General features: G+C 35.0%; 23 protein-coding genes and 2 pseudogenes. 4 read left to right on the top strand and 21 right to left on the bottom strand.

Annotated features, from left to right (window positions below):
• Nucleotides 1-38 precede the first annotated feature (38 nt).
• Entirely contained in the window at nt 39-524 is a 486-nt protein-coding gene (locus QWZ06_RS10045) for a hypothetical protein (RefSeq protein WP_290297685.1), read from the top strand.
• Between the two features lie 98 nt (nt 525-622).
• Here the strand turns inward: QWZ06_RS10045 and QWZ06_RS10040 are convergent, their stop codons facing one another.
• The 19 genes and pseudogenes from QWZ06_RS10040 to QWZ06_RS09950 form a co-directional block, all read right to left on the bottom strand.
• On the bottom strand, nt 623-973 hold the full coding sequence (locus tag QWZ06_RS10040; protein WP_290297683.1) for an ArsC/Spx/MgsR family protein: 351 nt from the start codon (nt 971-973) through the stop codon (nt 623-625).
• A gap of 88 nt (nt 974-1,061) precedes the next feature.
• A complete protein-coding gene (locus QWZ06_RS10035; RefSeq protein WP_236854996.1) occupies nt 1,062-1,676 on the bottom strand; it encodes a deoxynucleoside kinase in 615 nt (204 codons plus the stop codon).
• 25 nt (nt 1,677-1,701) lie between these two features.
• Nucleotides 1,702-2,667, bottom strand: coding sequence for a hypothetical protein (locus QWZ06_RS10030; protein ID WP_290297675.1), 966 nt, complete (start codon nt 2,665-2,667; stop codon nt 1,702-1,704).
• A gap of 55 nt (nt 2,668-2,722) precedes the next feature.
• Nucleotides 2,723-3,748 carry a glutaminyl-peptide cyclotransferase gene (locus QWZ06_RS10025; RefSeq protein ID WP_378171023.1) on the bottom strand — a complete coding sequence of 342 codons (1,026 nt, stop codon included), beginning with the start codon at nt 3,746-3,748 and terminating at the stop codon, nt 2,723-2,725.
• Nucleotides 3,749-3,849: 101 nt separating this feature from the next.
• Entirely contained in the window at nt 3,850-4,872 is a 1,023-nt protein-coding gene (locus tag QWZ06_RS10020; RefSeq protein ID WP_290297669.1) for a glutaminyl-peptide cyclotransferase, read from the bottom strand.
• Nucleotides 4,873-4,907: 35 nt separating this feature from the next.
• Complete coding sequence (locus QWZ06_RS10015) at nt 4,908-5,291, bottom strand: VOC family protein (protein WP_290297667.1); 384 nt, start codon at nt 5,289-5,291, stop codon at nt 4,908-4,910.
• A gap of 4 nt (nt 5,292-5,295) precedes the next feature.
• Nucleotides 5,296-5,796 (bottom strand): GNAT family N-acetyltransferase, encoded by a 501-nt coding sequence (locus QWZ06_RS10010; protein ID WP_290297666.1) that lies wholly within the window; start codon nt 5,794-5,796, stop codon nt 5,296-5,298.
• 3 nt (nt 5,797-5,799) lie between these two features.
• Nucleotides 5,800-6,225: an SRPBCC family protein gene (locus tag QWZ06_RS10005; RefSeq protein ID WP_290297665.1), complete on the bottom strand. Its 426-nt coding sequence runs from the start codon at nt 6,223-6,225 to the stop codon at nt 5,800-5,802.
• Nucleotides 6,226-6,455: 230 nt separating this feature from the next.
• Nucleotides 6,456-8,008: pseudogene (locus tag QWZ06_RS10000) on the bottom strand (Na+/H+ antiporter).
• 158 nt (nt 8,009-8,166) lie between these two features.
• The gene (locus QWZ06_RS09995; RefSeq protein ID WP_290297664.1) at nt 8,167-9,171 is read right to left on the bottom strand and encodes a bestrophin family protein; all 1,005 of its coding nucleotides are present in this window, start codon (nt 9,169-9,171) and stop codon (nt 8,167-8,169) included.
• A gap of 80 nt (nt 9,172-9,251) precedes the next feature.
• A complete protein-coding gene (locus QWZ06_RS09990) occupies nt 9,252-9,929 on the bottom strand; it encodes a DUF2490 domain-containing protein (protein WP_290297663.1) in 678 nt (225 codons plus the stop codon).
• Between the two features lie 142 nt (nt 9,930-10,071).
• Nucleotides 10,072-10,467: a DUF1398 domain-containing protein gene (locus QWZ06_RS09985; protein WP_290297661.1), complete on the bottom strand. Its 396-nt coding sequence runs from the start codon at nt 10,465-10,467 to the stop codon at nt 10,072-10,074.
• Between the two features lie 137 nt (nt 10,468-10,604).
• Nucleotides 10,605-11,054, bottom strand: coding sequence for a VOC family protein (locus tag QWZ06_RS09980; RefSeq protein WP_290297660.1), 450 nt, complete (start codon nt 11,052-11,054; stop codon nt 10,605-10,607).
• Nucleotides 11,055-11,099: 45 nt separating this feature from the next.
• The gene (locus QWZ06_RS09975) at nt 11,100-11,471 is read right to left on the bottom strand and encodes a VOC family protein (RefSeq protein WP_290297658.1); all 372 of its coding nucleotides are present in this window, start codon (nt 11,469-11,471) and stop codon (nt 11,100-11,102) included.
• Nucleotides 11,472-11,558: 87 nt separating this feature from the next.
• Nucleotides 11,559-12,029 carry a hypothetical protein gene (locus tag QWZ06_RS09970; RefSeq protein ID WP_290297656.1) on the bottom strand — a complete coding sequence of 157 codons (471 nt, stop codon included), beginning with the start codon at nt 12,027-12,029 and terminating at the stop codon, nt 11,559-11,561.
• 12 nt (nt 12,030-12,041) lie between these two features.
• Nucleotides 12,042-12,497, bottom strand: coding sequence for a DUF1569 domain-containing protein (locus QWZ06_RS09965; RefSeq protein ID WP_290297654.1), 456 nt, complete (start codon nt 12,495-12,497; stop codon nt 12,042-12,044).
• A gap of 211 nt (nt 12,498-12,708) precedes the next feature.
• Nucleotides 12,709-13,917, bottom strand: coding sequence for an ABC transporter permease (locus QWZ06_RS09960; protein WP_290297652.1), 1,209 nt, complete (start codon nt 13,915-13,917; stop codon nt 12,709-12,711).
• A gap of 67 nt (nt 13,918-13,984) precedes the next feature.
• Nucleotides 13,985-14,941 carry an HlyD family secretion protein gene (locus tag QWZ06_RS09955; protein ID WP_290301331.1) on the bottom strand — a complete coding sequence of 319 codons (957 nt, stop codon included), beginning with the start codon at nt 14,939-14,941 and terminating at the stop codon, nt 13,985-13,987.
• A gap of 11 nt (nt 14,942-14,952) precedes the next feature.
• On the bottom strand, nt 14,953-16,371 hold the full coding sequence (locus tag QWZ06_RS09950) for a TolC family protein (protein WP_290297650.1): 1,419 nt from the start codon (nt 16,369-16,371) through the stop codon (nt 14,953-14,955).
• A 165-nt stretch (nt 16,372-16,536) separates the two neighbouring features.
• Between QWZ06_RS09950 and QWZ06_RS09945 the strand changes: the two genes are divergently transcribed.
• A complete protein-coding gene (locus tag QWZ06_RS09945) occupies nt 16,537-17,766 on the top strand; it encodes a hypothetical protein (RefSeq protein WP_290297649.1) in 1,230 nt (409 codons plus the stop codon).
• A gap of 77 nt (nt 17,767-17,843) precedes the next feature.
• Here QWZ06_RS09945 and eco read toward each other — a convergent pair whose 3' ends face one another.
• Both eco and QWZ06_RS28175 read right to left on the bottom strand, forming a co-directional pair.
• On the bottom strand, nt 17,844-18,332 hold the full coding sequence (eco, locus tag QWZ06_RS09940; protein ID WP_290297647.1) for a serine protease inhibitor ecotin: 489 nt from the start codon (nt 18,330-18,332) through the stop codon (nt 17,844-17,846).
• A 43-nt stretch (nt 18,333-18,375) separates the two neighbouring features.
• Nucleotides 18,376-24,272: pseudogene (locus QWZ06_RS28175) on the bottom strand (alpha-2-macroglobulin family protein).
• An 18-nt stretch (nt 24,273-24,290) separates the two neighbouring features.
• Here QWZ06_RS28175 and QWZ06_RS09930 point away from each other — a divergent pair.
• Both QWZ06_RS09930 and recF read left to right on the top strand, forming a co-directional pair.
• Entirely contained in the window at nt 24,291-25,046 is a 756-nt protein-coding gene (locus tag QWZ06_RS09930) for a UbiA prenyltransferase family protein (RefSeq protein ID WP_290297646.1), read from the top strand.
• Between the two features lie 3 nt (nt 25,047-25,049).
• The gene (recF, locus tag QWZ06_RS09925) at nt 25,050-26,129 is read left to right on the top strand and encodes a DNA replication/repair protein RecF (protein WP_290297644.1); all 1,080 of its coding nucleotides are present in this window, start codon (nt 25,050-25,052) and stop codon (nt 26,127-26,129) included.
• The last annotated feature ends 170 nt before the right edge of the window (nt 26,130-26,299 follow it).

Here is a 26,299-nt window from a genome sequence, read left to right as displayed (position 1 = left end):
TATTTAACAAAAGTTAAAATAACATAAAAAATAACACAATGAGAGTATTTTTAACATTAGGAAGCATTATTTTAATAATATCAACAATTTGCTGTGCAAATCGAAACAAAAATGGAAGTAATGAAGAAAAATCAACCAACGCAACTCAACAACAAAAAATAGAAAAAATACAATTAACAGAAAGAACAAGAGGAATTAACCGTAATTCCATTTTTACACCCACTTATAAAATTACCGTTTACAATGATGATTCTACAAAATACGCAATGAATCCTTCTGAATGGGAGCAAATTGCAAGACAAGCAGGAGCTCTTGATCTTTCCAAAATATCAAGTTATAAAGCTCCTACAACAGGAAGGTATTCTGATCGGGCATTATCTGCTACTTTGATCATTACTTCAGGAGGTACTGCCTACACTTCTGCTATGTTTGATGCAGGCTATCCCCCAAAAGAACTGGAGGGACTATATCATACCATTCAACAGCCCAAAGGAAACAAAAAGGAAAACACCAAAGATCATTAGAGCTTTCAATTTCCAGCAGCATCGTATTTTCTGGAAAATAAAAAGAGTCCGTTTTAACTTGTAAAACGGACTCTTTTTTATTTTATATGTATCAATGATTATTTCTCAATAAAGAACTTCACATTTTCAATTGGTCTTCCCAGCATCGCTACTGAACCTTTTACCAAAATTGGCCTTTGAATCAGCGAAGGATTTTCGGATAGAATTTTGATCCATTCTTCTTCAGAATAATTTTTATCTGCATAATTTTCGATATACATCTTATCTGTTTTACGAATGATATGAAAAACACTTTGATTAAGTTTCTTCAATACGGTTTTAATCTCCAGAATACTTAAGGGATCTTCTATGATATTAATGATCTCAAAAGACACTCCGTTTTCATCAAGATACTCTAATACTGCATTTGATTTTGAACAGTTTCCGTTATGTAAAACCTTAACTAACATTTCTAATTATTTTAAAAAATTAAACTTGCATATCACAAATTTAACAAGAATTCAATGGATCTTGTCTTAATGCTTTGATAAAAGTTTGTTAAAACAAACCGTGCAATTCTGCTTCAATTTTCTCCAAAATCAATCCAAAATCTTCCGGTTTTTCTACAAAATCAAGGTCATCTACTTCAATAATCAAAAGTTTTCCTTCTGTATAGCCGGAAATCCATTTTTCATACTTCTGATTCAGTTTTGAAAGATATTCAATACTGATAGACGCTTCGTATTCACGTCCTCTTTTGTAAATTTTCTTTACCAGGTTCGGAACGTCTGATTTCAGATAAATCAAAAGATCCGGTGCTGAAACAAACGATTTCATCAAGTCAAAAACAGATGAATAATTATTAAAATCCCTGTCGGAAAGAAGGTTCATATCATTAAGGTTCTCAGCAAAGATGTGAGCATCTTCATAAATAGTACGATCCTGAATAATATTTTTACCGCTTTCTCTGATTTCTTTTACCTGACGGAATCTGCTTCCCAGAAAGTACACCTGCAGTGCAAAGCTCCACTTACTCATATCTGAATAAAAATCCTCCAGATAAGGGTTGTGATCTACGTCTTCAAACTGTGCATCCCATCCGTAATGCTTAGAAAGCATCGTAGTTAAAGTTGTTTTTCCTGCTCCAATATTTCCTGTAACTGCAATATGCATAATTCTTTTTCCTTGTATTTACTGATTAATTGATAAGCTTTTCTAAGCCTGCTGCCTGAACTTCGGACGTTTCTTCAACCAAGTTTTCCAATGTATTCTCAGAAACTTTCTTTTCTATTCCTCCTCCATTGGGCTTTTCTTCAGAATTTTCTACAGGTTTCCCTGCAGATTGTTCTATGGACTGAAGTTCAGCTTCCTGTTGTTTTTGCTGTCTGGCTTTTTTTACTTTTTCAAGGCTGTAAAGATAAAGCTTGTTCCCCTTGATTTCAAAATAAGAAAGGATGTTTTTATCCACAATTTGTGCATCAGGATCTTCAAAAACAACACTCATCCCTTTCTCCGGAACATATTTTACAATTGAATTATTGCCCACCACCAAAATATTATCATTCTCTCTTCTGAAGCGTTTTCCGTTATCCACCGGTGCTTCAAAGAGTTTTTCAAATTTCAGATTATAGATTCTGATATGCTTTTTCGTAAGAATATACACTTTCGTTTCATACACCAACAGATCCATCAGATCTTCAAAACTGATGTCAAAAGGAAATGAGTTGATGGTAGTATCATTTCTGAAGTTATATTGTATAAGACGTTTTGTACTATCGTCCAGTAACCATAGCTGTTGTAAATCTTCAGCATAGGCCATTCTGATAAAGCCAAACTTCTGCTTAAAATCTATGCGCTGGATTTCATTCATATTTTGGTCTACAAATTTCATTTCCTGGGCATTTTCTGAGAATAAAGGGACATTTAAAGGATTTTGTACCGTTTGTACTTTATAAGGAACTGTAAGCATCATTTTCCCGATCTGTTTCCCTAAAGAGTCATATTTGGTAAAACTAAAGTCTTTATTTTTATAGATATACAGATTTCCGTAGTCATCGGCGAGCATATCTTTAGCTTCTTTCAGCTTCAAGGTATCTAAAGGAAGAACGTTCTGCGCCGCAGAGGTACAGAAAATGAAAAGGGATATCAGGTAAATTAATCTCAATGTTTTATATAAAAATATTTTCTTTAAATAGAATGTCAGCAATTTACACTTTTAATTATTTAATGGCAACTTCATAAATCTTTGCCCAATTTTTTCCTGTCACCAACATATTATCACCTTTAAAAGCAATTCCGTTCAGAACATGTTCACTGTCACCTTGATTATTTTCATCTGTCAACTTTGTGAAGTCGTATTTCTCTACCACTTCTCCAGTCATAGGATTAATTTTTATAATGACAGGTTTATGCCAAATGTTTGCATAAATAAAACCTTTATGATATTCAAGTTCATTAAGATGTTCATATATTTCTGTATTCCCCGCTACACCAACTGTTTTTACAACTTTAGAAGGCTCGTTTACATCAAGAAAATAAAGATATTTTGAACCATCTGTAGCCACAAGATTTTTTCCATCATAAGTTAATCCCCAGCCTTCTCCAATTACATTAGGCAAGGGAAATTCTGAAAGTTTTTCTAATGTATTCTTGTCGTAGACAAAACCAATTTTATTACGATAAGTAAGTTGATAGACCTTGTCTCCAACTATTGTACAGCCCTCTGAAAAGACATCAGCAGCCTGTTTTCTTACCATAGTAGGAACTATTGAACCTAAAGTATATTTTATCAGTTGGGATTCTTTCTCTAAGCCATCACTTTCATAAACAGTATTTCCCTCCAGCAGAAAACCTTCTATAAAGTTATCAGGATTATGAGGATAGTCTGCTACAATCTGATAGACCCCATTTTTCTCTTTACCTTTTGTAAACACATTGATTGTAGCATCCTGATTAAAAGTTTCTCCATTTTTAGCTTTAATGACAAACACAACTTTATTATCTCCCAAACTAAAAAATTTAGGATCTATTGCTAAACTTGAACTTTCTCCCTGCATAAAACTAATGGTAATACTTTCTGCATTTTCAATAACTTCTTTTGGAAGCTTGAGCTTATCACCAAAATGATATCCTGTGGTTTCCATTGCATTATTATAATCCGCAAGAGAATCCATCATTTTTTTATTTTTATTACAGGATGTCAACAAAAGTATTGCAGCAAAACCATTTATAAGATAGAGCTTAATGGAGTTTTTCATAATTTTAAAGGTCTATGTTATAATTCCTAATAATGAAAATAGCGCTACCTAAGGAACGCTATTTTTATAAAATGAACTATTGTGAATAATTATTTCAATTGAACTTCATAAATTTTCGGCCAGTTCTTTCCTGTCACCAACATATTTTCTCCTTTGAAAGCAATTCCGTTCAGAACATCATCTGTTCCTTTGGTATTTTGTTTTGCAATTTCTGTAAAATCAAATGTACCTACAACTTCTCCCGTTGCTGGGTTAATTTTTAGGATGATGGGTTTCTGCCATACATTTGCATACACAAATCCATTGTGATATTCCAGCTCGTTCAACTGATCATAAGCCTGCGAGCTTCCTGCTACTGCGATGTACTTAATGAGCTTTGAAGGATCATTAGGATCAAGGAAATATAAAAGCTTACTTCCGTCTGATGCGATCAGGTTTTTCCCGTCATACGTTAATCCCCAACCTTCACCCAATACATTTGGATAAGCGAATTCTGAAAGCAATTTCAGAGAGTTTTTATCATAGATATATCCTTTTTTACTCTGCCATGTCAATTGGTATACTTTATCCCCTACAATAGTGCTTCCTTCTGAAAAATCTTCAGGAGCCTGCTTCGTAGAAGCAAGCGGAGTAGTTGTCCCTAATGTATATTTTAAGATCTGTGAAGATCCGTTTTGCCCATCACTTTCATAGATTGTGTTTCCTTCCACCTGGAATCCCTGCACAAAGTTTTTAGGATCGTGAGGGTATTCTGCTACAATCTGGTAAGCGATATTTTTTTCAGGACTTTTTGCAAATACATTGATAGTTGCATCCTGATTCAACGTTTCACCGCCTTTTGTTTTGATATTAAAAGTAACCGCATTATCTCCTAAGGTAAAAAATTTCGGATCAATAGTAAGATCTGTAGTTTCTTTATCTCCAAAGCTGATGCTTACACTTTCTGCATTTTCCGTAACCTCTTTCGGAAGCTGAAGTTTATCACCAAAATGATATCCTTTTGCTTCCATTGAATTATTATAAGTATTTAATGTATTAAGAATCTCCTTATCTTTATTACAAGATGCCAGAAGTAAAATTGCTGCGAAACCCGCTATTATATTTTTTTTCATTGACTTTCTAAATATTTCCCCAAAAATAGCAAATTTTATTCCGTATTGCCAATATTATCCACAGGTTCACCAAATTGTAGTATATATCCATTATTATCATATACTGCGAATTCCCTCATTTCCCATTCAAAAGTTTCAATTTCATAACAAATTTTAGCCTTTGTTTTAAGATCTTCCCATAATTCGTCCACTTTATCTACATTAAAATAAAATGATCCGGTAAAGCCGATGGTTGCAGGACTTTCTTCTTTATTAGGTAAGGAAAGCATAATATACACTTCATTTTTTCGAAGAGAAGCCCAATGCCATTCATCATTTCTTCCCAACAACTCAAAACCAAGAATATGTATATAAAACCCTATGGTTTCATCTAGGTTTTCAGTCCAAATCATGGGACGAAGTCCGGTAAATCTGCTCATAATTCTATAGTTTAAAAGTATCCTTGTGAATTTTCATATTGAGTGAAACCCAGGTTTCATCATCAATCTTCGCTTCATTTCTGATATCCTGATCAATAGTAAAGCCTACCTTTTTATAACATTCAATAGCGCTGGTATTCCAATCGTAAACATTCAGTTCCGCAATCTCCCTGTTGAAGTTCCTGAATCCATATTTCAGGAGTTCCTGCATTACTTTTTTTCCATATCCTTTTCCCCTATTGTTTTCGTCCCAGATTAATATTCTGCCTAACAGAAAAGTTGTATCCTTTAAAAATATCTGGGCATGTCCAATTGTATTTTGATTTTCTGCTTCAACAATTTTGAACAAGGTTCTCTTTTCATCGGATACATCTGCTTCAAGTTGATCTTCAGTTAAAGGAAAATGGTACATTGGCCCTGCAAATTGGAGAAGTGCTTTTTTATCCTTAATATTTGAAATCAATGCCGGAGCATCATTAATATTGAACAATTGCAATTCTATCATACTTTATTTTTCTAAGTATTCCTTTAAACTTGTTCCTAAAATAGCATTCCAACCTCCTGTAAAGTTTTTCCTAGAAAAACCATCTCCTAAGTCTTTAAAGTTTTCAATACCTTCATGAGTTAGCGTCACCAGAGTTCCATCATTATCAGATTGTAATTCCCATGTTACCATTGTTTTCTGATCTGAGAAATCGGGATAAGTCCAGGTATGTTTTAGTTTTTGATTGGGAATAATTTCCAGAACTTCTCCCTGATGATGGTATTTTTTTTCTCCTCCGGGTTCGTAGAAATTAAAGATTTTTCCTACTTCCGGTTCAAAATCCTGAATATCAAAATACCAGGATTTCATTTCATTCTTATCGGTTAATGCTTTCCAGATCCTTTCGATAGGAGCATTTATTTTGTACTGAACAATGATTGGTGTATCCATATTTTTAAAGTTTAACAAGCTATTTTTAACCACAAAAGTCACAAAAGAATCTTGACACTTAAGTTATTTTAAAGTCAATATTCTTATTATTAAAAGAGCTCTTAAGTTTTGAAAATCTGGAGATTTTCAAAACTTAAGAGCTTATGCAAGTTAACCTTAATTTTAGACTTAGCTTAAATCCTTTTGTGACTTTTGCCGTTTTATTCTTACTTTATCGTAAGTATTTCATATTACCCGTGAGAAAATCCAGTGATCTTTGCTTCATCAAAATCCAACTGCATTTCTATGGTTCTCATCACATGATCATCAAATATTTTTTCTCTTTTCATTCTATGCAATTCGTTTCTCTGGGCCTGAATAATCTGACGAAGGACATCTTTATTTTCATTAATGGCTGTTACATAATCTCCGGTAGAAGCCATACACTGGGCTTTATCTGCCATCAACATCATTTCATTTTCCAGTTTATGTTTTTGGTGACGTACAAGACTGTTAGAGACTGCCAATTCAGAAAAATCATTATCCAACTTATGTAAAGCTGTTTCTTTAAGCTTGCGCATCAGGATTACTTCTTGTTTTTCTTCCGGTAATTCACTGCCTGCATCCTGTATATTTAATATTTTCAGGATTGGAGAAAGCAGCAACCCTTGCCCAACTAGCGTAATTAGGATAATAACGAAGGTCACAAATAAGATGATATTTCGGTGCGGAAATGCATCTCCATTGGGCAAAAATGCAGGGATTGACAATGCTGCGGCCAATGAAACCACTCCCCTCATCGCAGCAAAGCTGATAATAAAGGGCTCACGCCAATCCGGTTTCGGAGATTTTAATCTCAATTCTTTAGAGCAAATTCTTGGAAAATACATCAGTGCATAACTATATATTATTCTTGTTCCGATAATTGCTCCACCGATCACCACACTATAAAAAATCCCTTCTGAAACGGTATAATCCGTCAATCCTTCCACCACGATTGGTAATTCAAGACCGATAAGGATAAAAATAATGGTGTTCATCAGAAATATTAAAACACTCCAGACATTCCCGGACTGTATCCTGGAGGTATGGCTGAGATAGCAATGAGAGTTATAAGACATTAATAATCCGCCTGCAACAACTGCCAATACTCCGGAAAGTGGAAATGTTCTGCTCCTACATACATGATATAAGGAACAATCAGTGTAATCACGGTATCTATATTGGAGTTGGTAGGAATAATTCTCAACAACGCACCAAACAGAAAACCAACAGCTACTCCTACGGCAATTCCGCCAATGGCCATGGTAAAGAAATCCTGAATAGCATCTCTCCAGATAAACTGTCCTGAAATAACTGCTGCAAGAGCAAATTTGAATACAATTAAACTGGATGCATCATTAATCAGACTTTCTCCTTCCAGAATATTGGTGATCTTTTTAGGAATTTTCATATGTTTCAGTACCGAAGTCGCTGCTACAGCATCCGGTGGAGAATTTACTCCACCTAATAAGAATCCCATCGCTAGGGTAAGTCCCGGAATAATAGAAGAGGAAAGATAAGCAACAACTATTGATGTTAAAAACACCAATCCGAACGCCATAGAAAAGATCTGCTTTCTCCATTTATGAAAATCCTGCCATGACGTAAACCAGGCGGCTTCAAATAAAATAGGAGGAAGAAAAATCAAAAATACAAGATCAGGTTCTATCTCTACACGGGGCATTCCCGGAACAAAGCTTATCAGTAATCCTGCAATGACAAGAAAAATAGGATAAGCTACTTTCAGTTTCTGCCCAATCATTACCAATATCATTACAGACAATAAGACTACAATGGATATTATAACATAACTGTGAATCATTTTGATTTAGTTTTTTTAAGTATTATTTTTTTGTTAAGATTAATTAATTATCTGAACCTGGATTGTGTTATCTCAAGCAGATTTTTAATCTTTTTAAATTAAAGTACAATATTGTTTTTCGGAGTAATGGCTGGCGGAAGATCGGTTTCATCCAACATATCTCTCATATCAATTTCAATAGTACGGCTGATCTGGGTAATAGGAACATCGTTGGCACTTCCCTCAAATGGGTTTACCGATGCCTCTCCTACGCTGTCTAATGTATGGAAACACCATGTTACCAATAGTGAGAAAGGAATATTGAACCAGATTGTCCATCCTTCTACCATGGAACCTTCACCCAGTTTATCAAATTCTTTCAACAATCCAAAAGGAACAAATACAATGAAAAGCAACAAAAGATAAGTAGTAATAGAGGAAAAATTCCTTGGATAAGGAAAGTTTTTAATTCTTTCTGCTTTTCCCTGACTATCGGTAAATTTTACAAGCTGTTGATTAATCTGCGTCCATTGAAAATCATTGATTTCTCCTTTTTCATAAGCTTCAGACAACTCTCTACTTTGGCTGGCCATCAATTGTGTTGCTCTGTTCTTTTTACCTAGAATATATTGAAGTTCCGTATCTGAAAGATATTTTTTCAATTCATCATCCAGCTTAGAAAGCCTCTCCGGAATATCATATTTTTTAGCATACTCATCAAACTGCGCTGTCCCTGCATTTTCCCAAACCCTCGGTTCTCTAAGCTGAAACCTAAGTGCAGTAAGCCATGCATAATGACGAAGGAACATTTCTTTTACTCTACCCGAATCTTTCCCTATAAGGGAATCTCTGAGAATATATCCAAAACTCCGGCTGTCGTTAATAATGGCACCATAGATCTGTCTTGCTTCCCAAAGTCTGCTGTAACTGGCATTGTTTTTAAACCCTACAATAAATGCAACGGCGGTTCCCATAATAGCAATGGGCTGCCAGGGCACAGAGAGGAATTTCCATCCTAAAAAATACAGAATGGTAGGAATGGAAGCTAATACGATTAAGGCATAAATACTACGCCTTGTCCAGTTGATAAATTCCCGTGCGCTAAATCTTTTTCCTGAATGCATATGTGTTATTTTTTTGTGTTAAATTTCAATTAATCTCTTTCGATAATAGTTTTCATCAACGCATTCAGAAACGGTCAAAATCAGTTTTTGGTAAATGGTATATTATTATAAAAACCAATCTGAATCTGCCCTCTGTTTCTGTTTTCCTGAATCTGATTCATATATCCGGCTTCAATCCGCATGTTTTTATTAATCACATATCCCAGGGCTCCATAGACTCTGTTTCTGTCAAAAACAGGGCTGTTGAAATGCAAGAAAATCTCATTATACACCGATGCGTATAGTGTTTTCGGCAACATTTCTTTTTGAGTGATCGGAATATTAAATCCTAACATATAACGGAATCTCATTCTAAAATCGTCTTCGAGAAAACGCTCTTCCAAACGATAGCGATGCTGAAGGTTAAAACGTCCGAACTTCTGTTTGGTAATATATTGCTGGAAGATTCGGTGTTCTATATTTTCTTTTTTTTCTCCTTTCACATAAGGCTGGCTCAGAATAAATCCGTATCCCAACAAAACATTATTATTGTTTTCTGTCAGATCATACCCGATTCCTGTACGGATCAGAAGCTGTTCTAAATCTCCAATAGCATCAAAATTTCGGTACTGTACTTCATTATGCAAGTTCAGTTTTTTGCTGATTTTATTATTTCCAAAATACATATACCAGGCTCCTAAATCACTTTTTTGTGCCATTGTCAAAACGGATCCCAAACTCAATACGGTGAATGCCAACTTTCTAAAAACCTTTCTCATGTTTATCAATTACTATTATCTATCGTTTTAACAAAATTAATAATTTTAATCAATAATAACAAACGATATTTTTATCGTTGACTCGATCAAGGTTTTATAGCAAGTCCTTTAAATCTGATCCACTATTCTAATTCTAATTATTTTAACCCGGAATCTGCTCTACCAAGATATTTTTCCGATCTTTATCAAAGTAGCTGCAGGTCATTGCATTCAGATCCATTACCCAACCTTCGATTCCGTTCTCTGCACAGTCTTTACAAAATGTCATATAATCTGTACCTCCCTGCTGATGAAGCTTCAATCTTGTCTTAAAACCGTCAAGGTTAACATTTTCAGCGATGGCAAGCTTATCATACTTCCGACCTGTTTGAGCAGATTCATTGTCATTATCAAAATATGCTGTGTTTCCATCATCAACATAAGTTGTATAATGAGAAACACCAAGATTTTTAATAGCTTTTATATATTGGGGGAAATCAGCTCCGCTTTTTACTTTTTGATGTTCAGTTTTAATATCTTCAATGGTAAATTTCATCATTCTATTTTTTTTGATTACTCATTATTGTCTTTATTCAAATTTAAAAATTTTCAGGATGCAAATATAATATCAAATAAAAAACCGACAGGATAACTGCCGGTAACTTATAACTATAGTTCAGATACAAAATAGTAATCTTATGGATGTTGCTGCATTTTGGCAGGGTCGTCATAATTAACCATCCAATTGATGCCGAATTTATCGGTAAACATTCCAAAATAAGCGCCCCAGAATGTATCTGCCAATGGCATAGTAACCTGTCCGCCCGCAGAAAGACCATTGAATAATTTCTCTGCTTCTTCTTTAGATTCTGCATTAATGGAAATAGAATAATTGTTTCCTTCTTTGAAGTTGGAAGCCCATTCTCCGCCTGTGTCACTTCCCATTAACATTGTTTCCTTAGAAATAGGAAGGGTAACATGCATGATCTTATTCTTATCTTCTTCAGGAAGTTCTTTCCCTTCCATTGGAGGCATTTCTCCAAAAGTTCCGATGTAAGGATATTCTCCTCCGAAAACCGACTTATAGAAATCGAATGCGTCTCTGCAGTTTCCATTAAATGTTAAATAAACGTTTACTGATGCCATGATTGTTTTTTTATGAGTTAAGTTTTAATTTTTTTTGAATTCTGCCTATCTATGCTGATCGATCAGAATCATGTTTCCATCCGGATCTTTCAGGTAAATATGCTCTGGCCCTGAGGTATTTTCATCAGCTTCTTTATCAATTTCTATTCCGCCTTCTTTTAAGCGCTTTTGAATTTCACGTACATCATCAAAAGACTCAAGATTCTGGGCATTCTGATCCCAACCTGGATTAAAAGTGAGCATATTGCCATCAAACATTGCCTGAAACAAGCCTATTAAAGTAGATCCGTTTTTCATGATCAGATAATTTTGTTCCGTACCTCCGGCCATGGTTGTAAATCCCAGTTTTTCGTAAAAGTCTTTTGATTTTTGAAGATCCTTTACACTTAGACTGATTGAAAATGCTCCTAGTTTCATATTTTAAGATTGAGGGCTAAGCCTTTTTAGAAATTATTATATTTAATAATCAAATGATCATTTAAAAGATGGAATGTTTTTAAAGTATTACTGATTTTTCAAACGCGTTTTCAACTCAAGAGTTCCATCATAGCTTTTCCAGTCACCAATTAACTCTATATATTGTCCTTCAATTTTTTCAGTTTTTCTATTCCATTTAAAATTATAAACGAAACGTCCTTTGAAGATTCCCGAATGTTTACCTTTATTCTCTTCTGCCAGTTCATATTCACCAAATATAGTTCCTTGCTTTTTGGCATCCTTATATTTTAGAACAGTAATTTTACCTTCAAGTTTGGCATAATTGGTATCTACAAGAGAATATCCTGAAACAAAATATTCCTGATCATTCTTTTTATTCTGTTCAGAGATATTGATTTTAAGCTTCAGTTCCTGTCCCTTATTCCCAATAGTTCCAGTATAAGGTTTACTGTTATTGAGCCAAGTGTTTGAAATATCCGGCATCTGCCCCAAAACAAAATTGGCAGCCAGAATGAAGAGCAATAAAAGTTTTTTCATAGAAGTGATTTTTTAAACGCCAAATTGAGAGAGGTGATGATTCAGATGTTTTGCAAACATATTATTCCACTCTTGTGCCGTTAGTTTTCCAAAAGAAAAAGATTCTTTACCATCAAATGCATCTGCCCCCAATTGTTGTGTTTTTTGAATAAAACCAATCAATCTTACTTTTTCCTCATCGAAGTTTTTTCGGCCTGTTATCAGGAATTGAGGTGCCGTCGGGGAGTCTCTCGGATATGCCTTTGCTCCTACTACTTTAGGTTTTACAAAAGTCTTCAAAATAAACTTGGCAATAGATCCAGGTTTTTTATGTTTTTCCGGTTCGTACACCATTTCATACGTTACACTACAGTGAGCCAACATCTGATCTACCGTCATTTTTCCCCATAATCCATGTGTATCTTCCACCAGCTTGTTTATCCTATCAATATAGTTTTGAGCGTCTTTTACGTCAAATACATTTTCCATATACGATCTGTTTTTACTACAGACAAATATATCAGTTTTTTTGTTTGATTTTTACAGTGATAGAATTTTTTGTTGTAAGTTGTGAAATACGTGTTGATGAGTTTGAGGGTTTGAGAATGTAAGGGTTTCAGAGTATTAAGTCTGATACAAAGCAAGAGTTATTTACTTTTAAAAAGAAACAATAATTCTACACTTATTATGGTAAAAACAATTATTGATTGTCTTCTTCTGAAACTCCTTCTCCTTCAATTTCCTGTGGAGCTGCTTTTTTGAAAATAAACCAAAGCTTAATTTTTAAAGCAATCCATCCTATAATAGCATACACAACTAAAAGAATACTTAAGTGCTCCAGATAAGGGAAAGTAAGTTCTACAGATCCTTTTTGAATCAAAAGAATTTTAAAGGCCTGTAAAAAAGGAGTCAAAGGGATGATGTTCGCAATAAACTGTACAAATGCAGGCATTGCATTTAAAGGCCATGTAAAACCACTGATGATAAAAGCGGGTGAAGCAATAACCATAAGGATTTGTGTTGCCTTTAAAGCATCCGGGATCAATATACTGATAAATACACCAAGGAATGAAACCGAACCTACAAAAACAGCTGTAAGAAGTATAAAATTAAATATCCCTTCCGGCATTGGCACTTTGAAAATCATGTGCATCAAATAATAGATACTTACGATAAGAATGGAAAATACCCAAATAGGAATAACCTTAATCAACATCGTAGGAAATGCCCATTTTTTCATTTTCCCATATTCTTTTACGAAAGAGCCACCTTGAAATTCTGCAGCAAAACTTACAGCCATTGCCAATAAAATTACCTGTTGTAATACCACCGCCAACATGGCAGGCCACATAAAGATAAGATAATTACTGGTCGTATTGAAAAGGGTTATATAGTTGGTTTTGAAGGGCTCATATTGTGTAACAGCTTTTGCAGCGGGCATTCCTGCTTTTTGTAGAGCTTTGATGGATGCTCCGGCAGAGAAAGTACCAATGGTCAACTGAAGTGCTTTGGACGCAAAGTTGGCTGTCAAAACGTTTCCTGTATTCACATACACATTCAGTTCAGGATATTTTTTCTGAAGCATATCTCCTTCAAAACGGGATGGAATAATAACAACTGCGGCCGCCTCATGACGGATTACCTCATCTTTTATGCTCAAAGGTTCCTGCAGATATCGTATTACTTTGATGCTTTTATTATCATCCAGCATTTCAGTCAACTGACTGGATAATGGAGTATTATCTCTGTCAATCACCAATACAGGTGTATTTTCAACTTTTCCGCTTTGGTAGACAAACCCCAGCAAGGTAGCATAAAAAACTGGTGCCAAAAAGAACACCGTCCTTAAGGTAGAATTGCCGATAAAAAGTTTGAACTCACGTTTTAAAAGACGGAAAAATTCTTTCATCTGTATATTTTAATGTTTTAAATAACCAGATGGCGCATGTAAAAAGCACCTTCTGTTTCGTTTCATATTATTTCAGGATAACATTGGCATTCACCAAAAGACTTTTTGCCTTATTCATATCAGCAGGTTTTACCTTGATTTCATAAACAGCATCCTGCAGCTGATAATCTGGGTAAGCAGTAGTAATATCTGCATATCTTGTGAGCTGCTTGATATAAACAACAGATCCTTCCAGATTTTCTTTATTATACACTACCTGCATATTCACATTCTGTCCTTTTTTGTATTTTGAAATAGCACTTTCAGGAACGGTAAATCTGAAATAGGTGCTTTCAGGAATATATCCATTGAACAAAGCAAAACCAGCGGTTGCCAATTCTCCTGGATTTAAGCTGATGGTTTCAATTTCCATATCATTGGTGGCGATGATATATCTTTCGGAGTACGCCACATTGGCTTCCTGTAGCGCTCCTTTTGCCTGAGAGGCTTGCCCAGCGGCCATTTCTACTTTTTCGAAACGGGTTCCTCTGTTCACATCATCCAGCTCTGCAACTACAGCATCGTATTGAGCTTTTGCGCCCTGAAGTTTAGCATAGATCTCATCATGTGCTTGTGGGGACATCAGACTGTCACGGAACATATTATTGGCTCTTTTATAAGATTTCTGAGCAAAATCATATTGTTCTTTCAGTCCTTTATATTTGGCCTGAAGCTGTCTTAACTGATCCGGTGTAGCACCGTTCTTTGCCATTTGTTCCTGAGCTGCAGCAGCACTCACAGCCCCTTGAGCCTGAGCTATTTTTGCTGACACTTCCGGTACATCAAGCTGCGCCAGGGTATCTCCCTTTTTTACAGTTTGTCCTTCAGAAACATATATTTTTAAAATCCTTCCGGTTACTTTTGGAGCAAAAGAGATGACATCCTTTTTCGTTTTTCCTTCAGGTTCTTTAATCTTTTCATTTTTCTTGTCACAACTTCCCAGTAAAAACAGAGAAACAAAGAGTATAGCTATATTTTTATGCATCATTTTAATTTTTATGGGATTAAATAAAATTTGGTAATATCCAATTCCTGAGTAGCCCTCATCAGTTCTATTCCTGCTCTTCTTTGGTTGAAGATCGCATTCTGGTATTCCAGTTCTGAGGCTTCGAGATCATTTTCGGCATCAATAAGTTGGGATGATTTGCTCATTCCATATCTGAATTCTTTTTCAGCCTGTACCAGTGCACTTTTAGCCAATTCTTTTTCTTTCGCTTTTAAAGTGATCTGAGCCGTTGCAATATCATAATTGGTTTGATTATTAGCCAAATTCAATGATAATTTCTTCAATGCATCTTCTTTTTGATTTTGCAGTACTTCTTTACCTACTTTAGCGGTTTCTTCGGCATGTTTTCCTTCTTTACCATCAAAGATTTCCCATTTAAATCCAACTCCGGCTGTGATTAAAGGAAAAATATTAACATTATTGGGACTCCAGTCCAGTTTCTTACCTTCATAGCCAAGAATGGGAACGGCAGGCACTATATTTTCGGAACTCTTGATGTGATTTCCATAAAGCCCGATATAGTATGCAGAGGCCATCAGCTGAACTTTTGGAATCATCCAGGTTCTTTCTGCTTTTATTTTATAATCGGCGGCGGCAATCCCATGCTCAAGCGCTCGAACTTCCGCTCTTTGTTCAATTCCTCTTTCTGCGGCAAGAAGTTCCACAGGAGTTAAGGTGGGGTCTATCATTCTCAGACGCTCCCTGCTGATTCCCGTCAAAATATAAAGCTGAGTAAGAAGCAGTTCTTTTTTCCCTTCATATTCTACTACTTTTGCATTTAAAGTAGCCTGAGCCAGTTCAATTTTTTTGTGATCGTAAGGTGTAATCAGACCGTATCCTAATGCTTTATCGGCTGTTTTTTTGTTGATATCCAGTCTTCTTTTACTTTCATCCAATACCTTTTTAGACTGATGAATCAGTGCCAGTTGATCATAAGCTCTTGAAATACTTGCCACCACTTCATCTCTGGATTTTTCCAGCAGGACATCTTCAGATTTCTTCTTTTCTTCAACGGCTTTTTTCAGGTATTTCACCTTTCCACCGGAATATACTAGCATCTTAGCTTCTGCCTTGGCTACTCCTGAAAATCCGGATACATTAAAGTTATTATTGAAAGCACCTTCAGCGATATTGATAAAAGGAGCCAGATTAATTTCGGGGGACGTAAGTCTTGCTGTTCCGTTTAGGTAACCTGCTTTACCGCTTAGTTCCAAAGTAGGAAGAAAGATATCTTTTAGCTTATGCTCGTCGAGATCGGTAAGTTTGTTTTGGGTAATCTGCATTTTCAGGTTCGAGTCCCGAACCATTGCACTATCCAGAAGTTCTTTAAAATCCGGCGCAGACTGTGCCCAGCCAAAAGCAGGAAAAGCAAAAAAACTAAACGTAAAAATCAATAAATTGTTTTTCATGGTTTATGTTTATAACAAATATAATGCAAAAATTGTTAAAATACTCAAAGAAAATTTAACAAAACCATGAATTTAAAATAAGTTTAAAAAGTGTTTAAGTTTTAAAGTACTTTAAAATAAAGTCTTGCCCAACCCGTTTAAATGTTAATTAAAAACTAAAAAACCTTGAAAAAATTTTTAACTCCACTTTTATTGTTTCCTTTCCACCTGCTATTTTCTCAGAAAGCAAAGGCATGTAAGTGTACACAGTTTGAAAAACTAAAAGACAGCCTTACACACTCGTCAACATTTTTTCGGACGGTTACCGAAGCACAAGTTCTTATTCCTCCTTTTCAATATACTTCCGTAAAATATATAAAGAAAGCCGCTCAATCAAAAAATATTATTGATCCTGTTTACCAGCGAACAAAGAGTCTACCATTGGGTGACATTGATACCTTGTATACTATCAGGAAGGAAGAGTTTTCTAAAAAGACAGATGAGATTCCTGTCCCACTTATTATTAAGAAGGAAAAATTTAACGGGACAACCGCTATTCTATATACCACAGATTCTTTTCTATCAAAGGACTATTATGTAAGAGTTTCCAAAGACCATGGAAAAAGCTGGCAAAATTATTTTACAGGATTGGTTGCTAATGATCCTTATTTTTTAAAATCCAATTCAAGATATCCTTTATGGAAAGATCAAAACCATATTCAGGTTGAAGCAGACATTACCCGAATGACCAAGCTTCCTGTGTATGGAAATACGCCTGACTATATTCTCGTAAAGAATAATGCATTGCTGACTCTTGACCTCTCAGAAATCTTAAAAGATTCTGATGGGGACGGCATCAATGATATTGAAGAAACCAGAAAACTTTTCACTAATCCTTATTTAAAAGATACTGACGGTGACGGTATCGATGACGCAGAAGACAGCAATCCTAAATATAAAACTCATGAAAATGATTTCACCAAACTTCTGCAGGGAATTTTATATGGCAACTATGATTTTTTAATGGATAATGATCCTTATCATGAAGAATTTTTCATTCCTCTGGCAACATTTAAAGAGGATCTGAAAGCCCAAAGAGACGAGCTCCCCAAAAGAAAGAAAGATTTTGTATACTCTTTAGATTATAAAATCATTGTAACGGATGATGAAAATCTGAAAGGAATAGAACCTATTGATGAAAAAATCATTTTCCTGACTTCAAAAGAGTTTGCTGAATACCGAAACTTCAGCTACATGAATATTCTGAATCCTTACTACAGCAAAATATTTCCGTGTGATCAGGAGAAAGACACTTACATTTTTATGATCGAAGGGATTGCAACAGGAATTACTTATCTTATTAAAAAAACACCTAAAGGCTGGAATGTGGAAATTACCAACCATTGGGTGGCATAATCCTCAGAAAACTATATAAAGCGAAAACTCCTCACATTACTGTAAGGAGTTTTCTGTTTATAATAAGCTTGCAAATTTTACTTTTGAACTGCTTTTTTCATTGCGTTATCAGGTCTTAACACTCTGTAACGAACTTCAATATCTTTTGGTACGTAGAATACCAATGGCAGTTTGCTGTTATATCTTACAATTTCCGGCTTAAGAGTCACAAACTTTTTGGTCATCTTCTGTCCCGGACAAGCCATTAATGTTCCTGCTGTTTCTCCTTTGGATTCTACTTCATAATAGTTGTATCCCCATCCCTGAAGATCCTGGCTTTTCATTTCTCCCATTAAAGAGTAATTATTGCAGTCTAACATTTTTTCAGCTCCTACAAAAACTTCTACTTTTAAATCGCTTTCATTTTTCGCTACAGGAAGCTGAATATATACTTGCTTGTATCCTTCTTTAGCTTTTGGGAACATTTCAATCTGTAGTTTTTCAAACTTTTCAGCTTTCTTTTGAGCGAAAGCACTTACCCCAGCCATCAATATCAATCCAGTAATTAAAGTTTTTGAAAATTTCATTTTATTTGGTTTTAAATTTTACGTATTTCCTAATAGCCAAAAATCATTCCAAAATCTGAACACCGGTTCCTTTTGTGTGTGCATTCATCTGTGGAGCATAGTAGTTCTGCATAGTGGTAATGCCGTTTGAGAACTTTCCGGATGCATTAGCAACCACATCATATTCAAACACATATTTACCTTTTGGCATATATTGAATATAGAAATTTGTGGAGGCATCTTTAGTAGATTGATAATATCCTAAATTATTTTTCCACTGGTATCCTGATAGTGCGTCAATCGGTTCGAATCCTGCTGCTCTCATATCTTTAATATGAATAAATTCCATGGCACGGTCTGTATTCAGGATCATTCTTACGGTTACCTTATCTCCTACTTTCAACGGAGTTTCCGCAGAAATTTTCTGAAGTTCTTCTCCGTTTACCGTTTTCACTTTTTTATACAATTCTTTGGTTACAGAGATATAATTTTCAGATGATTTGATTTTATCCAGATCCTCATAATACTGCCAGAATAATCCTCCCTGAACAATACCTGGCCCTGGTTTGGTAACCGTAACGGTTCCCAAGTTCTTATCTATGGCCTCTGTTTTTACAGTAGATTTCACATATCCTGTTGCCTGAGTCTGAGGAACAATTTCTTTTCCGCCCCAAACGATGGTTGCTTTATCACTTTCTGCACCTGTCCATGATTTTCCTGAATTCAAGATCGTAAAGATCACTTCAGCAGTTCCTCTTGAACTTCCCCATGAATTTACTTCTTTTTGAGTGACCAACCAGATCTTCATCTCTTCAATGAATTGTTGATCATTCGATTTCAAGGTATTGAAAGCTTCCAATGCTCCCGCATGATTCACGACTTTAGAACTAAACCAACCCCAGTCATTTAGGTTCTGTTTCCAGTATACTCCTTGTGTTTTAGTATCTGTAGAAGTTTCTTTAAGGTAATTCATCAGCTTATCAGATACCTCTTTTACGCCATAATTATTCATTAATAAAGCCGCGCGGTGAAGTCCGAAAAACGTGAAGTCGGTGATCTTTGCAGTTTTTGCCTTTTGTTTTACCAATGTTTTCAAATTGGCTCCTTTCCCTTTTAACGGATATTGTTTTTCCCAATAGTTTCTGGTATCCAGATAATCAAGTACCCAATTGCTCCAAACGCTTTCTTTTTTAATATCTGCATATTTACTGATTTCATTATCTACATACTGAATCAATTTAGCGACTAAAGCATCCTGCCCTGCACTTTGGTAGTCTTTTACATTGTCTTTTAACCACAGATTCATTTTTCCAAGGTTTTTAAGAATATATAATGATGTACTGTAAGAACTTGGATATCCTGCATACCATGAGAATCCGCCATCAGGGTTTTGTAGTTTACTGAAATCACTCCAATCCTGGTTCATTGAATTTCTCATTGTATTGGTGTCAAACAGAAGGGCTAGCTTTTGCATCTGTTCATTTTCATTCTTACTATTCAGTACCCAAGGGGTTTCTTCCAATAGCAACTGCTTCAGTTCCTGATTTTTTTCAAGATTTGAATTTAATATTCCTTTATTCTGATACTCGTCAAAAACAGTTTTCATTTTAGGATTAGCTTTGAAAATCTCAGAAGCCAATACATCTGCAAACCACTTATTGAAAACAACATCCGCTGAGCTGTTCTGGTCATTTTTCAGACTTGGAAGCGCAAACATAATTTCCCAGATCGGATTGGTCGTCAATTCCAATGTATTGGAAACATTAGAAGCGGTTGTAGAGGTATTGTTTTTAAGGTTATCCAGTACGAAAGTCTTCGTCTCTCCTTCCTTCACAAAAACAGGTACAGCATCAGTAACCAACATTCTATTTGGCAATACGGCAACAGCCTGTTGTTCTCCATCGGAATAAGCTCCTGCTTTTGCTACAATTTTTAAAATGATAGAAGATACATTGTTGGGAACTTTTACCTTCCAGGTTAATGCTCCGTTTCCGTTTTCATTTAAATCAAAATTCTGTGTTCCTGAAGTGATTCCGAATTTTGAAGAGATATTTTCATTGGTGAAGGCATCTAAAATCTGCAATTCAGCAGAACCTTTCATTTTCTTATTGGTAAGATTGGATAGTTTTGACTGTAAGTTCAGTTCATCCCCTTCTCTCAAGAATCTTGGATAGTTTGGTGTCACAGAGAATTCTTTCTGTGTTACCACTTCTTTCTCTAAGGTAGCTGTTCTTGCATCTTTGGTATGAGCCAGGAACATCAGTTTCCACTTCGTTAAAGCTTCCGGAGAAGTGAATTCAAAGTTGACGTTGCCTTCTGCATCGGTTTTCAGATCCGGATAGAAGAATGCGGTTTCATTTAAATTCTGACGTACAGGGACTTTATCCAAAGATTCTTTGGATTCAGCCTGTTCTACAACACCATCTGCATCCGAAGCCTGAACTTCAGCCATATTACCTGCAGCTTCCATTTTATCTTCGACAGACGCGGCTCTGGCAGTTTTAAATCGAGCTGCTGAAACTGGGGCTGGGGCATAAGCTGGAGCTTTAACCCCATTTCGAGTTTGAATACCTGCAACTTTACCTTCCAAAACATATGAAATATCACCATCAAACCAGTTAAACTCAGGAATTGTCACATAATTTCCATTATAATATCTTAGTCTGTTTTGATATCTTTTTGCAACAAATATTCTCTGACATCGTAAGAAGTAATGATATTAAATGGTGTATATAGCTTATCCCAATTGTAGGTATTCACGGCAAATTGGTCTAAAGACATATCATACATATTGGCCAGCACCTCTGCATTTACTTTCTCATTATCATTTCCGGTCACTTTTACCGTCCATTTTTCTTTTGAATTAGGTTCCAGTTTATCTCTGAAAGTAACCGTCTCTATTTTTAAAGGTTTTTCAGTATCCTTTATTTTCAATGCAGCCGTTTCTGTCTGTACATCATTAAATGCTACAATCTGGAATTGAAGATTAAGCGAAGTAACATTTTTATCTTTTGGAATATCTGCAGTATATTCTAACATCCCTTTTTTCAGTTGATGAGTTTCTGTAACCGTTTTACCAGATCCATCCTGAACAAAAACATTGATTAATGCATCAGAAATTGCAGAATATACATATACTTTTGTTTTCTCTCCTCTTGCGATTTCCTCTTTTGGGGCAATCACCGTTAAGAATGTCTTCTGCGTCGATTTCAGGGAATTTTTATCCCAAACGCTAAAATATTGAGCTGATTTAATTGTGTCTTTTCCTTCGATATTGAACAGTTCCAACTGGTAATCTCCTGCCTCCAGTTTTCCTAAATCAAGGTCAGAGGATTGAGTATCTGAAGCTGGCTGCTGTTGTCTTTCTACCACTACTTTTTCTGTCTTCCAGTTTTTGATCTCATCATTTTTATCAAATAAATCGTGTGGGAATTTACTGATAAACTCCGCTTTTGAATATTGTGGACGATTCTGAACTTCCGATTTAAAGTTATCTCTAAAAATTCGATCCGGAGCAGCTAGTTTCGATAACTTAACCTGATATGATTTTTTAAGATTCTGTTCATTGTAGTTTTTAGTTTCTACCTTTAGTTTTGTATTTTCATCACTGAATATATTCTTGATTTCATCAGCTTTGATGTAGTGAGAAACTGAAGCAACTTTCAAATTTGTATTGGCTGACTGAGTTTCTCCATTGATATCGGTAACCGAAGCATTGATCTCATAATTATCAATCTGTATTCCTTCTAATTTTTCATCTTTTTTAAGATCCAGACGAATGACAAACTCTCCCTTCTCGTTGGTTTTGGCTTCTCCTAATATTGAGTTTTCATTATCATTATCTCTTGGGTACCACCAGAAATACCTCCATCGGATATTGTGCTTTTTGATCTCGTAATTTACGGTCGTATTGCTTAAAGCAACTCCGGAGAACATCATCGCTTTCCCTTTTAGTTCTATAGTCTGACCGTATTTATACTCGTCTTTTACAGGATCAAAACTCACTTCGAATTTTGGTCTTTTGTATTCTTCCACTCTGATATCCTTATACCCTTGAGTATTTCCATCAGTATTAAGGTAGAACACACCATTTAGCTTTCCTTTTGGTAAAATGAAGCTCCCATGATAGGATCCAAATTCATTGGTTGTAAAACTTTGAGAAGAAACTTCTTGGTTGTTAGCATCCATCAAAGTAATCTTTTGCTTAACTCCTGAAAGCACAGATTCTACTTCATTATTCAAACGGGTATTTACAACTTTGAAATACACAGTCTGCCCAGGTCTGTAGATTGCTCTATCTGTAAAAATCTGTGCTTTGGAACGGGCTTCTTTATTCGGGTTATAATCTTCACCATTGCTACCATAAACCTGCATAATCTGAAAATCATTGGTTGTAGGCTGTTGAATCAGAAAAACCCGGTAATAATCTTTATTAGCGGTAACAGGAAATTTAAAAACTCCTTTTTCATTCGTTTTTCCTTCGACTTTATTAACGGAATTACTATTTACAAATTCATAAAAGCTAAGGCTTTCATTGGCAATAGGCTTTCCATTTTCACTATTCACCAATTTCAGATCATCTGAAAGTGATTTTCGAGAAGATTTAGACTGATAAATAATCTTGTTTCCGGAAACCAGAAAATAAAAATTCTTTTCCGGATCATTATCTTTTACTTCTGTTCCTGCCACCGAATACTCTACCACATAAATCCCTGAAGGAAGTGGTTTGATTTCCAGTGACGTTTTATGAAGCTGATAATCTTTAGGATCTGAAAGCTGATAGGTTTCTTTTCTTACCAGTTTCTTTTTTACTTTACTGAAATAGGTATTCGCATAAGAATTCTGTACATACTTCATCAAGGAAGTAAAGTCTTCTTTTACCTCATAAATGTTTAAAGAAAATTCTGAAACATTCTGATATTCTGCACTAAAATGAATCGGCAGATTATTTTGGGTCTGCTTTTCATATTTGACACTCAATATCGGATTGGTAATCTGAGCTTCTTTGCTCTTAATATTTTCGATAAAAGGTGATTTCGGATACTCAGTTTTCGCTTGTGAAGCAACAGCAATAGCTTCTTTTGCCTTCTTTTTTATGATAAGCTCATCCATGATATCCCCCATGATTTCCACTTTATAATCTCCTTGCACATCAGATTTCACAAGTGCTTGAAGCTGTTCAAGTTTATCTTTACATGGGTTGAAATTACAGTTATCTACCAATTTATTCTTCATGAAATACAACTTGGGATTCCCGTTATTCTGTGCAATCAATTCATCAAAGATTGCATTGATGGATTTTCTGTTCTCCGCAAGTTCATTTTTTGTAAAAATATTATTCTCAGATAAAAAGGCAATCTTTTTCAGGGAATACCAATCATACAGGCTTGGGAAATAGGCAATATCCTTAGTTTCTGAGAATAGAGATTTATACTTTTCCAGAGAAACTTTTTTTATATCCTGCTTCTGCTGATCCAGATCCTGATAGCTTTTAGTTAAATAGTTTTTAAAATCAAGCTTTGTCCAGGTCTCAATCTGTGCAATATCTTGTGTACTAATATTGGTTCGGCCGTTGATCTTCCAGGAATTTTGGTTGTAATAGTCCAGAAAAAAACCGTTGAGAAGAACTTTGTACACTAGCTTTTCCTCTCCTTTAAGTTTTCCTTCTGCCTCCTGAAGTTTTTTAAAGAATTTTGAACCAGCATCATTCTGATCATCATCTACTGTTTGATTGACAATACTGAATTCTGCTTTTAGGGAACGGATCAGCTGAATGGTGTTATTTTCTTTCATAGCTTGGTTTTCCAGGTCTAAAATGATGGGAAGATTAGATTTATAAGCTCCTTTCTGACTGTTCTCTGTTATTTTTTTCCACTGGTCATCATAATATTTCTGTGCGAAAACCGGTGAAAAACCCAATGATAACAGCGAAAGCATAAATATCTTGGAAAATCTTTTCATATGTATTAATTTTGATAAATGAACATTATAAAAATACTGAAAAAAACCGTCATTGACAGCCAAATTTATGTCTCTTTAATGGGAACTCTTTTTGCAGTATTTTTCATGAAAGAGCAAAACACATTCCGTTTCCCTACTGTCCTGTTTATTTTTATCACCTATTTCAGTGGTTATCTTTATACTAAATATCAGTACACCAAGCATTTTTTAAAAATTCTGGTATTAAATGCTGTTGCAGGAATTGCTTGTGCCTTTTTAATTATTCATAATCATAATGAAATAAGACTACTAAAGTGGTTTATTATTGTAGTGCTGGGACTGTTGTATAATAGCTTTTTTCTGGATGTTTATATCCGGAAGATTCCTTTATTGAAAGTATTTTATGTAGGATTGGTCTGGGCATTGGTCAATTGCTGGCTTACACTCCCCGAATTCAGTGTCCCTATTTTTCTGATCAGCTTTTTTTATATTACCGCATTGGTGCTCCCTTTTGACATCCGAGATATGAATAGTGATACCGTAAAAACCTTTCCTATGATGATTGGGGTTCAGAATACGAAATACATTGCCTATGGAATGGTTTTCATAAGCAGCATAATTGGCATCTTTTACCTTAAACCTCTTTATGCTGCTGCATTTTTTCTATCTTGCATCATCACCTATATTCTCATTTATTTCTCTGAAAATAAAAGAGATGACACTTATTTTTCATTCGGGGTAGAAACTTGTTCTGCACTTCCTTTTTTATTTTTACTAATAATGGAGTATTTTTGACGAATGATTATCAAGAAGCTTTCCTTATATAATTTCAAAAACCATTCTGAGAAAAAGTTTGAATTTTCCCCACAAATCAACTGTTTTGTAGGCAATAATGGTGCAGGCAAAACCAATATCCTGGATGCTTTGCATTATCTATCAGTGGGTAAAAGCTTTTTGGGAAATACGGATCTCAACAATATCAAAAAAGAGGAAGATTTTTTCACCATTGACGCTGAGATCCTGAATGAAGACAGTGAGGATATCATCAGAATCACCCAACCTAAAGAAGCGAAGAAAGTAATCAAAAAGAATGATAAAAGCTATGACAGGCTTGCAGATCATATCGGATATCTTCCAAGTGTAATGATATCACCTTATGATTCCAATCTTATTTCCGATTCAGGAGAGAGCAGAAGAAAGTTTCTGGATGCTATGATTTCCCAAACAGACTCGGAATATCTTTTTGATCTGATCCAGTACCAAAAAACGATTCAGCAAAGAAATGCTTTACTGAAATATTTTGCTAAAAACAGAACCTGGGATAAGGAATCACTGGATATCTATGATGATCCTATTACCAGATTCGGAACTAAAATTTTTAATAAAAGAAAGGTATTTGTAGAGCAATTAAATCCTATTGTTCAGAATTTCTATCAGATTATTTCAGGCGGAAAAGAAACTGTTTCTGTCATTTATGAATCTCATTTATTGGAAAATTCTTTTGAGACACTCTTGAAAGAAAGCCTTGAGAAAGACCGAATGTTAACTTATACTTCCAAAGGGATTCATAAAGATGATCTTCTTTTTGAAATGGATCATATTTTAATTAAGAAAATAGGATCTCAGGGACAGCAGAAATCTTTCCTTATTTCTTTAAAACTAGCTCAGATGAGTCTTGTTAAAGAACTTACTAAAAAGACTCCTATTCTTTTATTAGATGATATTTTTGATAAGCTTGATGATACAAGAGTTTCTCAATTAATTGAGCTTGTTAACAAAGAAAGCTTCGGCCAGATCTTTATTACAGATACTCACAGAGAAAGAACTGAAAGTGTAGTAAAGAAAATTAATGAAGAAAGTATAATCTTTGAGATATGATTAAAAGCTATTTATTTGGGAGATGCATTTTCAGTTTTTTAATTTCAGATAGTCAGAAAAAAAATCTACAATTGAAATATTAAACACTTTCCCTTTAAATTTTTCCTAAAAATGCAGACTTTTGTTTTTATTTGGAAATTTGTTTTTGAATATCACAGAATGTGAACCTT

It is taken from the genome of Chryseobacterium tructae, from assembly GCF_030409875.1.
GTDB classification, from domain to species: domain Bacteria; phylum Bacteroidota; class Bacteroidia; order Flavobacteriales; family Weeksellaceae; genus Chryseobacterium; species Chryseobacterium tructae.
The sequence above is the reverse complement of the archived record's forward strand: the minus strand, read 5'-3'. Positions and strand labels throughout refer to the sequence as shown.